9 protein-coding genes are annotated in these 11,780 nt (G+C 39.9%); 5 read left to right on the top strand and 4 right to left on the bottom strand.

The window, feature by feature from the left end; genetic code table 11:
* Nucleotides 1-68 precede the first annotated feature (68 nt).
* Nucleotides 69-3,191, top strand: coding sequence for a ribonuclease E (gene rne / locus ACXAC4_RS10225; protein ID WP_475161115.1), 3,123 nt, complete (start codon nucleotides 69-71; stop codon nucleotides 3,189-3,191).
* 217 nt (nucleotides 3,192-3,408) lie between these two features.
* Here rne and ACXAC4_RS10230 read toward each other — a convergent pair whose 3' ends face one another.
* Both ACXAC4_RS10230 and ACXAC4_RS10235 read right to left on the bottom strand, forming a co-directional pair.
* On the bottom strand, nucleotides 3,409-4,764 hold the full coding sequence (locus tag ACXAC4_RS10230) for a transglycosylase SLT domain-containing protein (RefSeq protein WP_475161117.1): 1,356 nt from the start codon (nucleotides 4,762-4,764) through the stop codon (nucleotides 3,409-3,411).
* Between the two features lie 54 nt (nucleotides 4,765-4,818).
* Nucleotides 4,819-5,397, bottom strand: a complete 579-nt coding sequence (locus tag ACXAC4_RS10235) for an LPP20 family lipoprotein (protein WP_404390229.1) — start codon at nucleotides 5,395-5,397, stop codon at nucleotides 4,819-4,821.
* Nucleotides 5,398-5,689: 292 nt separating this feature from the next.
* On the opposite strand from ACXAC4_RS10235, the gene ACXAC4_RS10240 reads away from it, so the two are divergent.
* The 3 genes from ACXAC4_RS10240 to ACXAC4_RS10250 are packed head-to-tail and all read left to right on the top strand — an operon-like array spanning nucleotide 5,690 to nucleotide 8,876.
* On the top strand, nucleotides 5,690-7,279 hold the full coding sequence (locus tag ACXAC4_RS10240) for a COG3014 family protein (protein WP_475161119.1): 1,590 nt from the start codon (nucleotides 5,690-5,692) through the stop codon (nucleotides 7,277-7,279).
* A 12-nt stretch (nucleotides 7,280-7,291) separates the two neighbouring features.
* Nucleotides 7,292-7,906 (top strand): penicillin-binding protein activator LpoB, encoded by a 615-nt coding sequence (locus tag ACXAC4_RS10245; protein ID WP_475161121.1) that lies wholly within the window; start codon nucleotides 7,292-7,294, stop codon nucleotides 7,904-7,906.
* Entirely contained in the window at nucleotides 7,854-8,876 is a 1,023-nt protein-coding gene (locus ACXAC4_RS10250; RefSeq protein ID WP_475161123.1) for a hypothetical protein, read from the top strand. Before ACXAC4_RS10245 ends, ACXAC4_RS10250 begins: the two co-directional genes overlap by 53 nt.
* A 14-nt stretch (nucleotides 8,877-8,890) precedes the next feature.
* On the opposite strand, the gene ACXAC4_RS10255 is transcribed toward ACXAC4_RS10250, so the two are convergent.
* Both ACXAC4_RS10255 and yejK read right to left on the bottom strand, forming a co-directional pair.
* Entirely contained in the window at nucleotides 8,891-10,378 is a 1,488-nt protein-coding gene (locus ACXAC4_RS10255) for a diguanylate cyclase (protein WP_475161124.1), read from the bottom strand.
* A gap of 111 nt (nucleotides 10,379-10,489) precedes the next feature.
* On the bottom strand, nucleotides 10,490-11,503 hold the full coding sequence (gene yejK, locus ACXAC4_RS10260; protein WP_475161125.1) for a nucleoid-associated protein YejK: 1,014 nt from the start codon (nucleotides 11,501-11,503) through the stop codon (nucleotides 10,490-10,492).
* Between the two features lie 64 nt (nucleotides 11,504-11,567).
* Between yejK and ACXAC4_RS10265 the strand changes: the two genes are divergently transcribed.
* Nucleotides 11,568-11,780: a YejL family protein gene (locus tag ACXAC4_RS10265; protein WP_138482174.1), complete on the top strand. Its 213-nt coding sequence runs from the start codon at nucleotides 11,568-11,570 to the stop codon at nucleotides 11,778-11,780.

The following is an 11,780-nucleotide window of genomic DNA, read 5'->3' on the forward strand; positions in this document are numbered from 1 at the left end:
ATGGGGCACTCGTCAGGTCCAAGCTTTGCACATCAGACTCGACTTAATTTGAAAGTAGAGTTAACAATATGAAACGTATGCTGATCAATGCTACGCAGCAAGAAGAAATGCGCGTCGCACTGGTTGACGGTCAGAAATTATATGACTTAGATATCGAAAGTCCTGGCCACGAACAGAAAAAAGCCAATATTTACAAAGGTAAAATCACTCGAATCGAACCATCTCTAGAAGCTGCATTTGTTGATTACGGTGCTGAGAGACACGGTTTCCTTCCTCTTAAAGAAATCGCTAAAACTTACTTCCCAGAAGGTTACACATTCAATGGCCGCCCTAACATCAAAGATGTGATCAAAGAAGGCCAAGAAGTTATCGTTCAAGTTGATAAAGAAGAGCGAGGCCAAAAAGGGGCTGCTTTAACAACATTCATCAGTGTTGCAGGTAGTTACTTAGTCCTAATGCCGAACAACCCTCGTGCCGGTGGCATTTCTCGCCGTATTGAAGGTGACGAGCGAATTCAACTCAAAGAAGCGCTAAGCCGATTAGATCTACCAAAAGGCATGGGACTGATTGTTCGTACTGCGGGTGTTGGTAAATCATTTGAAGAACTAGAGTACGATTTAAAAGCTCTTCTTGTTCATTGGGATGCAATCCAACAAGCTGCTGACAGTGGTAAAGCACCATTCTTGATCCACCAAGAAAGTAATGTAATTTTCCGCGCGATCCGTGATTATTTACGTCGTGATATCGGCGAAATTTTAATTGATAAAGCCCGTGTTTTTGAAGAAGCTAAAGCACATATCGAGCGCTTCCGTCCTGACTTCATCAACCGCGTTAAACTATATCAAAACGACGTACCACTATTCACGCATTACCAAATCGAAAGCCAAATCGAATCTGCTTTCCAACGTGAAGTGCGCTTACCTTCTGGTGGTTCAATTGTCATTGACCCAACAGAAGCACTAACATCAATTGACATCAACTCTTCAAAGGCGACTAAAGGTGGCGACATTGAAGAAACCGCGTTAAATACTAACCTCGAAGCGGCTGATGAGATTGCACGTCAATTACGTTTGCGTGATTTAGGTGGTCTAATTGTTATCGATTTCATCGATATGACTCCACCACGTCATCAACGTGAAGTTGAAAACCGTCTAAAAGATGCTGTACGTCCGGACCGAGCGCGTGTACAAATTGGTAAGATTTCACGCTTTGGTTTACTTGAGATGTCACGTCAACGTCTTCGTCCTTCATTAGGTGAAGCAAGCCAGCATTCATGCCCGCGTTGTAGCGGCCAAGGTACAATTCGCTCAAACGAATCTATCGCCCTTTCTATCTTACGTTTAATCGAAGAAGAAGCGATTAAAGAGAATACTGCACAAGTCAATGCGCAAGTACCTGTAGCTGTTGCAGCTTATCTTCTAAATGAAAAGCGCAAGTCTGTTCATCGTATCGAGAAACGTCATAACTGTAATGTATTCGTCATTCCAAACCAGCATTTAGAAACACCTCACTATGAAGTGGTTCGTTTGCGCAAGGATGAAACACCAGAGACGGCAAGTTACGAACAAATTGTTACACCGGAGCCGGAAGTAATCGAAGTTGCTGTAAACACAACTCCTAAAGAAGAGCCGGTACTTAAAGGTGTTGTTATGCCTTCTGCACCAGCGCCCGCCCCTCAACCTGCAGCAGTTGCTCCTAAAACAGAAGAGGTTAAGTCTGAAGGGTTATTAACGCGCATAGGTAATTGGTTAAAAGGTCTGTTTTCATCAGAGGAAGAACCTGAAAAGAAAGAAACAGAGAACAAAAACCAAGAACGTAAACCACGTCGCAATAATGATAATCGCCGTCGTAATCAGCAGAAGCGTCGCAATCACAAAAAACGTGATGATGCCCAAGCTAAAGATAATTCTGAAAGCAAAGATCAGAATGAGAAGAAAGAAGGTCAGGAAAATCGCAATAAGCGCCGTCGTCAAAATACGCGTCGTCGTCCTGATAATCGCTCTAATAAAGAAGCTGATGAAAAGCAACAAACTAATACCGAAGAAACTGCAAATGCTGAAGTTCGCGTAAAACCAAGACGCCAACGTCGCAACCTTCGCAAAAAAGTACGTATTGCTGATCAAGAAGCTGCTATTGAAAATCTAGATAGTAACAATACAGCTGAAGGTTCTGAGTCTGAAAATGCGACTATTTCTCAAGAGCAAAGCCAAGTTAAAGCTCAGGGTGAGGAAAAAGCCGCACGTTCTGAAACAAAGCGCGCTGAGAAGCCTAAAAAAGCAGTTCAAGCTGAAGATAAACCTGTAGAGGCTGTTTCTGAAGAAGCAACTCCGGTAACGGAAGTGACTACTGAATCTGTCGAGCAAGGTGAAGAAGCACCGAGAACACGTTCTCGTCGCTCTCCTCGTCACCTTCGTGCAGCCGGTCAGCGTAGAAGAAAACCTGAATCTGCAGAAAAAGAGCAAGAACCTGCATTCATTCCTGTTGCAGACCAAGCTGCTGCTGAATACGAAGCAGAGCTTAAAGCTAAGCAAGTAACAGAAGAGATTGTTGAAGTAGCTGAAACGCCTAAAGCAGAAGAAGCTATTGCAGTAGCCGAAGCGCCTCAAGCAGAAGAAGTTGTTACAGTAGCTGAAACACCTCAAGCAGAAGAAGCTGTTGCAGTAGCTGAAGCACCTAAAGCAGAAGAAACTGTTGAAGTAGCTGAAGCACCTAAAGCAGAAGAAACTGTTGAAGTAGCTGAAGCGCCTAAAGCAGAAGAAGCTGTTGAAGTAGCTGAAGCACCTCAAGCAGAAGAAGCTGTTGCAGTAGTAGAAGCACCTCTAGCAGAAGAAACTGTTGAAGTGGTTGAAACGCCTAAAGCAGAAGAAGCTGTTGAAGTGGTTGAAACGCCTAAAGCAGAAGAAACTGTTGAAGTGGTTGAAACGCCTAAGGCTGAGGAAACTGTGAAAGTAGTTGAAGCCCCTAAAGCTGTTAACGCTTTGTCAGCACTACCTCGTGTTCGTTTCCATGCCAATGCATCAGCGCCAATGACGAAAGCACAAAGCAGTGATGAGATTGATGCATTTGAAATGCCATCTGCGATGCCTTTAGAACAACGTACACCTACGCATAACTCAGGTATGTCTGCGGGTTCTAAAGCACCAACGGCGAGAGCAAGTGCCGACATGGCCTCTCCTGCTCAAGTTGACTAAATATCACTACTGACTAAAAAAGGCTGCAAATGCAGCCTTTTTTGTTTTTTGTTTTGTAAAAAACTAGAGTTTATACCAATCCTCTTAATTAAGTGATCTATTTTGAGGCAAGTAAAACTTGTCGGTAGCGAGGCGTAAATTTTGCCATTTAGTTGTTCTAAATAAGAAATTTTCAACGAAGCTAACGTCAGTTTTAGTCCCTCAAAATGATTAAGTATTATTGAGGATTGGTATTATCAACTACGTATAGCTTCTCTTTCTCAAGCACTTTATGAATGTACTTTCTAGTTTCGTCATAAGGTAAATTTACGCTCAATACTTCTAAAACACGCTCAGGAGACATAGAGTTAATGACTTTGCTGGCATTACGAATACTTCTAGAGCCATCGCTGTTAAAAGCCCTCGCTACATTCCCAGCTCCTGTATTGTAAGCCGCTATCATGCAGTACTTTCTGCTTAAAGGATCTGAAATATGTTTTAAGTAGCGTTTATCTAGTAAATGCAAGTAAGCCGAACCCGCTTCTATATTATTATCAGAAACGTATAAATATGGCGCTGACATTGGCGCGTCAATATCATACAAGAAACGATTCACATCAATACCCGCACTTGTTGGCACAACTTGCATTAAACCAAAAGCAGGAATATGCGACTTCGCCATTGGATTAAAATGACTTTCGGTATGCATCACAGCCAGTATCGTTGCAGGAGGTAACTCAAATCGTGCACTTTGCTTTTTTATCGGCGCAAGGTATTTCTCTGCACGCTGTGATACCTGATTGCTTTTAGGTAAGGTAATTACAAATTCAGTAATCAGCGTGTTCTTTGGTGCCTCAGAGATAATTTCAGGCACACTCTTTTTAAGAGTAAGCATACGCTTTTGTTCTAACTGCTTTAAAGCTGCTTTATCTTTTTCTAAAGATTTGAGCGATTGCTTATCGACGCTTTCCTTTACAAGCTGTTCGTCATATTTTTTATCAAGCGCTTGTTGTTGAAGACGCGTTTGTTTCTTTATCTCATTTAAAGCCTTCTTCAATGCCTTCGCTTGAGATTTTTTATCGATCTTTGTGGTGTCTGCTTGTTTAAAATCTCGCTCATCTAAAGATGGCGGTTCATGGTTATAAAACTCTTTCAGTAGTGCTTGTTCAGAACGAAGGAATTGCTGAAATAACGCCTCTACTTCGTGTTTTTTTGGTGCGCTCCCAGCTTTATGCTTAACACTCAAAGTGAGCATATTATTCTCAAAATCAACATTCAGCCTGGCTGAATCATCCTCAGAATAACTCACAAACTGATTTTGGTTTGTTACTTGCGCATCACCCCAAGATTTTAACAGCTGATCCCTGAATTTATCATACTCCGCCATTTGCGTTTCAACATAGCGGTTAAAATCTTTTAAGTGCTGCTGTTTAAACGCCTCAAATTCAGATAAGTTGTTTTCTTGAAAGGGCTTTTGCTCTGCCTGCCATGACTGCATGGCTTTATCGAGTTCAGAATAAAGCGTAGAAGGCGTAGCTTGCACCTGCAGTGCTAAAATGGGGGATGCAGCTAATAGCATTAATTGACGTTTCATTTGCTTGTCCTCAATGACAAAAAAAGCGCATCGAATGATGCGCTTAGAATTGCTTTAGTTTGTTAATCTAGCAATTTCCTTTTCTAAATCTTGTTCTGCTTTGAACGCTTTAAATTCCTGATATAAAAACTGCTCATCTTGAGGATCGATTTTAAGCTTTGTTTCTTTTACTAGGTCTTGAAACAGTGTTTTGGTCAGCTCTGGAGATAAAGTTGTTAATGCACAAAAGTAATCTTTGCCAGCAATATCGACAATGTCTGCTTTAACTACTCGAGAGCCTCGTAAAGTTTGTTTAGTTAACTGCTTTGAGACAGAACTAAAAGTTGAGCCCACAGTCGTTTTATCATTTGCATCAACACGGTTAGCAAAAGTTTTGTCTAAACCTTCAATACGTGTCTCAATTTGTTGCGCCAATGCCAAACGTGCATTTGCAACGGCCATTTTTTGATCTATCGAGATATTACCTGAGTACTTAATACAATCAGCAGCAGCAATACCATTTTCAACAACAGGGTTTAAAACCCAATCAGGTACATTTACACGAGAGCTTGATGCCGTGCTGTCTGAGGTTGAACTACACGCTGATAGCATACCTGCCATGAACACTGATGCAATTAGTGGTTTAACTTTCATCTTGGTTTCCTTTATAGCCTTAAGCAATGTTAGATTTACTGTAGCAAAGTTAATCAAGCTAAACAGTAATAAAGTGTAAAAACACCTTTTAACAATTTTACACTTTCAAATGTTACTATTTTTATTTAACTTACTTGGTTATAAGTTACTATATTCTTTATTTATTTTCAGTGCAAAGGATGTGTCTTTGAAGGTATTTCATTTTTTCCCATTAAAACAACTTTTTGTTTGCTGCCTAACGCTTATATTTCTATCGGGTTGTAATACCCTTCATGCTAACAAAAGCGCCATCTTGCAAATAGAACAAGGGCAATTTACTCAAGCAAAGCAGACTATAAAGCAAAACTATTCGTCTGTGGGTCGAGACAGGCTGCTGTTTGAACTAGAGTTAGCAACCATTCTTCATCTAGAAAAAGACTACTTACAAAGTAATCAGCATTTAGAGAGAGCTAAATCACACATCGAATCGTTTTACACGATTAGTGTATCTGAACAAGCCTTAGCAATGTTGAGCGGGCCTAGTTTTGCCAACTATGAAGGCAAAAACTATTATTTACCCCTAATACATTATCTGAAAGCGTTGAACTTTAACTCACTCGCTCAACTTAACCCGACTATGCGCGAAACCTACCTAGATTCGAGCCAAGTTGAAATGCGACAGCTTGATGTTTACATGGAAAATTTAAAGTCTGAAACGGGTGGCTACAAAAAATCTGAACAAGAAGATGAAGGCTCTCTTACCGATATTGTATATGACATTTTAAAACCAATCGCTGCGCCTGAAGCACTTTTAGAAAACGTTGAATATAAAGATGATGCTTTCATTCATTTATTCAGTGGTCTACTAAGTGAGCAAAATAAAGATTTAGATGCTGCTCGATTGCAGTATCAGAGGGCCGCTCACGCATATGCAAATGGCTTTACTAAGCAATATGGTTTAACTGATACCACCGAAAAACTTGCACTGAAAAACTTGGCGCGGACGATGAAATTAGCAGGTGGATATAGCTCAGAGCTGCAAACCCTGCTAAGTAAACATAGTTCTATTGAAGTTCCCAAGGGTAAACAAGTTACGATTATCCAAAACCTAGGGATTGCACCAGAAAAAAAACAGTTAAACTTTATGCTAAGAGCCGAAGCGCGCTCTAAAGCCTTGGTGATGTACCCTATTTTTATTGGCTCAGAGCAAGAAAAGCGTGAGCAGCGACTTTGGTTTCAAATGCTTTATGCTGATACTAGCTTATTTGACCTGATGCAAAATTACATACTCGGTGATGTAAGCGATGTACTGTTAGGGACCATGACTAAGCGGATCCCATTAGGCTCTTTATGGGGTGAAGCTGAAGATATCGGGCTAATTGATGCCCTCGAATATGGGGGTAGGATCTCAGTAAGTTATTTAGCTCCACCCAAATTACCGGTCCGTAAGACTGAAATTTGGCAAGGCAATAAAAAATTAGCTGATCTTGAGCAATTTCATTCAATAAGCCAATTAGCCTTACAAAAGGCCTTGATTGATGCACAATCTGAAATCCGTATCGCATTTACGCGAGAAATCGTCAAAGCCTTAACCGCTCGCAAAGCGATGCAGGTAGCCGGCGCAGATCAAAACAACCTATTAGGAAGCTTTGTGAAAATTGCTTCAACCGCCGTAAATGCAATTACCGCATCGGCTGACACCAGGCAATGGCAATCACTCCCAGCACAAATCAGGCTAGCTCAACTTTCCCTCGAGCCTGGGCTACAAAATTTAACAATAAAAACCACCCTAAACTCGGGACGAGTGATACAACAATCGGCTAACATAGACGTACAAGGTTCAATGACGGTTTGGCATACGCGTACCTTTTTAAATGCTGTGCCAACAGTTAATGCTCTATAAATGGAAAACACAATGCAGAGAACAAAAAACTTTTTAACCTACTCTGGTCTTTTACTTTCAGGCACTTTATTCCTATCAGGCTGCCAAAGTACAAAGATTGAACGCGTAGACAGCAATCAAGAGATTGCTCTTTCTGACAATTGGAATGCTAAGGATTCGCAACTTGTCGCCGAAGCTATGGTCAATGATATGCTTACCTTTCCATGGGTTAGCGACCACTTAAAGTATCACAGCAGCAAACCTGCGATAATCATTCAGAGTGTTCGTAACAAATCTCATCAACATATTGCGGTTGATACTTTTTTAAATGATTTAAAACGTGCCATTCTAAGAACGGGTCAGGCTGATTTCGTGGCGAACAGCAGTATTCGTAATGAGATCCGTGAAGAACGGAAAGACCAAGAACTTAATGCCTCTATCGAAACGCAAAATGAGATGGGACAAGAGCTAGGTGCTGATTATGCCCTCTCTGGAAGTATCAACTCATTTGTAGATGAACAAGGTGGACAAAGAGTGACGTTTTACCAAGTAGACTTAAGATTAATCGACATGACAAGCAACCGTGAGGTATGGAATGGCCAGAAGAAAATTCAAAAACATCAAAAACGTTCGCGCTTTGGTTTCTAAAGCCCCTATAGCTGCGTGCTTATCTTTGCTGATGTTATCGGGTTGTCAGTCTACCTCTTCAAGAAGTGAGCCTGTCATCCCTGCTTGGATCACACAAACTCCAAGTGCACCGAATGTGGTATACGGCGTTGGTCAGGCGCAGAATTATGGCGATTTACAGCAAGCTAAAAATACAGCGATTGAATCCGCCCGTGTTGCTTTAGCAAAACAACTTAATGTCGTGATCACTGCCGATACCCGTATTGTGCAACAAGCCAGTAATGGCAGTAGTAAGTTTAAACTTAACGAATTAATTCGTTCACAAGTGCCTGACTTAAAGTTACAAGGGTTACGCATTAGTGAAGAGTTTCAACAAGGCAATACCATTTATGCGCTGGCTGAGTTCAATAAAACTAATGCAATTATGCAAACTGAACTCGAGATTTCAGGTATTGATAGTCAAATTACCGGTGTTAGCTTAACCCAGCCGACTAAAACACAACGTTTGAAATCGGCATTGAGAGTTAAGAAGCTCTTAGCTGAACGTATTCAAAAGAATGAGTTTTTGTCTATGCTACAAAGCCAGCAAGTGATCTTAAGTGAGTCAGTATTTTATAAAGCCAAACAAGCTGAAGAAGTGATTGCTGATTTAAGCTTTAATCTTGAGGTAACTTCTGAGAAAGAATCAAATTTAAGAGATCACCTAGCTAAAGCGCTCACAGATCAAGGCTTAAAAGTTTCGACATTTAAACCGGACTTTACCATCAAGATCAGAACTGATTGGCAAAACATCAACCAAGACAGCACTCATTATAGCGTTGCGCAGACCTTTGTTTCTATCGTTGAGAATGGGGAAGAAAGAGCACACTTCAACAGTAAAGTAAAAGCGGCTTCTTCTTATCAAAGTATGGCAAAAAATAAAGCCATGGATAAGATTGCAGATAACCTAGCTGCACAAATCGCTGAGTTTATTTCTTCATCTTATATGTAAGTACACACTTACAGTTAAGCCAATCTTAACTTTATCGCTTGGTTACGGCCAAGCGTTTTTGTTTCATTTAAGGCTGTATCAGCCAAAGCTAGTAGATCTGTGTAATTATGTGCTTTATTTGCTAAGGTCGTCGCAATACCAATAGAGACAGTCACAAAGTCATTGCCATCATCTTTGTTATAACAGATTTTGCGAGATAAAATATTATTCTGAATGCGGTTTGCTATTTTTAGTAATTCTTTTTCTGGGGTATTGTGTAAAATCATCACAAATTCTTCACCAGAAAAGCGCCCTACTATATCTTCGCTTCTGCCTGCAGATAATACATTCGCAATGCCCATAAGTGCTTCGTCGCCTGCCGCATAACCATATTTAAGGTTATATTTTTTTAAGTCATCTACATCAATCAAAAATACGGTTAATTCTGTACTATAACGGCAAGCTGTTTGCCAACTGCGTTGTAAAACACGTTCAATTTCACGACGATTATAAAACCCGGTTAATGCATCATGAGTTGCATAACCACTAATAATATCTAATTGATGTTTAGTACGAATATGCATGGCTAATCTACCAAGTAAGCTCTCTTTTTGTCTGCTTACATCAAGCATGTCAGATACGCCAACGGCAAAACCTTGTGTCTCGACTCCATCGGTTAACTTATCGCTATAATAAATAACAGGGGTTGTACTTTGCGACATTGCAAGAAACTGTTTACAGAACTTAAAGTCAGGATCCGCTTGGTGTTCAACGAGTATCAAAGCACAGTTCTGTTTCAGCGCTTTACTTAATAAAGCATCTTGCGACTCAAGTTTATAAAAATCATATTCTGCATGAGACAAATAACTTGAAACTACTTGAGATGATAATGAGTCTCCAAGCATAAACACTTTTTCATTAAATTTAAGATTGCAGGCACTGTACTGATCAACTTGTTGCACGGCTTCATTTTTAAAAAAAGACCGTAAAGTACTTTCGTTTTGTAAACCTGTAATAGAATCTCCGGCTCCGTTTGCCAAAACAGGTACTTTATGCCCAAAATCACCTTTTTCCCAGTCCGATTGCCATTGCAACAGCTGTACTTGCTGCTGTTCACTAAACTCAAATTCATCTACACCATATTTAACAAGTAAAGAATCTAAAATTGTAGGATCTGATATATCTAAATTCTCTATCCATAGTGCTCGGTATAAAGCATCTCTAAACTCAAGGGCTTTATCTGGATAACAGCCTGACACCGCATTGAGCGTTTCATTCAGCATTGAAGTATTAACCATAAATTTTGGATTATGGATCTCAATGTCAGGGGCTTTATCTATTACGGCTTTAAATTCGGCATTGAGAATATCAATATACTTTAACTCTTGAACAGTTGCAGAGGGTGCATGCTCTACTAACCGCCACTCTATTTCGTTAATTAAATCGAGATTTTTTAACCGCTCGTGTAGTACAAAACAAAACGGGCAATTTATATCAGCATAAACAAACGGTCTTTGATTCATAATAATCAGGCACAATGAAGTATATTATTAAATATAGACAAGACTTTACCTTAGAGTAAGCCAATAAAAAAAGAGCCGAGGCTCTTTTTTTGGAATTATCATAATTTACTGCTATTCGTTTTCTTCATAAAAGCGTTGTAACTGCTCTTTTAGATTTGGTGGTATACCTTTAATTGTAAGCGTGTCATTTTGAGCATCATACAATACCCGCTCACCTAGGTGTTTACGCTCAAAACCCACACTTACACCACCGCCTAGACCTGAAAATTTCACCATAGTTGTTAACGTCTTCTTATCAACTGGGAAAGATTCAGCTAAGTCATAGCTTTGATCTTTATAAAAGTCTTCAAATTGAGTCTCTGAAGATTTTGACAGTGTTTCAGATAAGTCAGCTATATTGGCGTCTTCACCTGTTGTGATGCAGTCGTTACAGTAATCAAAGACTTCTTTCCTTAAGTCGTCTTTTTCTTCCTTATTAAACTGCTGTTCACTCAAATAATCTTCCACAGCTGCCAACATCACATTCGACTGCTGTTTAGCATCAATGCCTTCTTCACAGCCTAAAAAGTCTAAGAAAAAGTCAGCCACTTTTCGACCTGCTCGTCCTTTAATGAAGGAGATGTAACGCGCATCTTCAGGTTGCGTATCCCAAGCAGACAAATCAATTCTTGCTGCAAGCTGCATGCGAGAAATATCTAAATGGCGCGAAGCAGATAAATCTAGCTCTGAAGTAATCGAGTAATGCTCTTTAATGTTTATTAATGCGATTAGTACATATTCTGTTGCCACATATTGGTAGTGGCAAAATACCAAGTACCCTGTTTCGTTAAAGGCGTATTTATTCAGCTCTTCTTTTAATACCTGCGTCGCTTGTTCGGTCACATTATAAAAATTGAGTTCATTATTGCGATAACTCTGCATCGCCGATGCAACTTGGCTATTTTTATCTGGGCTAAACGCACAGTATCCCTTGCCTGGTTTACTGGTGTAAGCATGATGTAATTGTTCAATAAATACATTCACTCGGTCGTTAATCGACATCTCATCATTGCGTAAATGGATTTGGGTATCTTCGTCCTGTTTGTCGACATAATGGACAACCAGTTTATTCACCTCAATGCTCATCTTTGTTTTTCGCGCCTCTGGTGTTAAAATAAAAAATTATTATTTATTGATTTTGAACCAACTGATGCCTATCCAATCTAAATATTCCAACAAACAAGTAGAACAAATTGTCGACCAGCTTATCGATGTGTTAACTCAACAACAGGCACCTGTTGATTTAAGTCTAATGTGTTTAGGAAATTCTATCACGCATATTCTAAAAGAACATGTGCCAGAAAATAAAAGACAAGCTGTTGCCGACAATTTCGCTAAAGCGCTCGTGCAATCGGTAAAATAA

The sequence above is a fragment of the Pseudoalteromonas sp. AWM4_233 genome (assembly GCF_056158285.1).

Bases quoted from the DNA above. Each gene is read 5' to 3' on its own strand.
- rne (WP_475161115.1), top strand. From the start codon at position 69: ATGAAACGTATGCTGATCAATGCTACGCAGCAAGAAGAAATGCGCGTC.
- ACXAC4_RS10230 (WP_475161117.1), bottom strand. From the start codon at position 4,764: ATGAAACGTCAATTAATGCTATTAGCTGCATCCCCCATTTTAGCACTG.
- ACXAC4_RS10235 (WP_404390229.1), bottom strand. From the start codon at position 5,397: ATGAAAGTTAAACCACTAATTGCATCAGTGTTCATGGCAGGTATGCTA.
- ACXAC4_RS10245 (WP_475161121.1), top strand. From the start codon at position 7,292: ATGCAGAGAACAAAAAACTTTTTAACCTACTCTGGTCTTTTACTTTCA.
- ACXAC4_RS10250 (WP_475161123.1), top strand. From the start codon at position 7,854: ATGGCCAGAAGAAAATTCAAAAACATCAAAAACGTTCGCGCTTTGGTT.
- ACXAC4_RS10255 (WP_475161124.1), bottom strand. From the start codon at position 10,378: ATGAATCAAAGACCGTTTGTTTATGCTGATATAAATTGCCCGTTTTGT.
- yejK (WP_475161125.1), bottom strand. From the start codon at position 11,503: ATGAGCATTGAGGTGAATAAACTGGTTGTCCATTATGTCGACAAACAG.
- ACXAC4_RS10265 (WP_138482174.1), top strand. From the start codon at position 11,568: ATGCCTATCCAATCTAAATATTCCAACAAACAAGTAGAACAAATTGTC.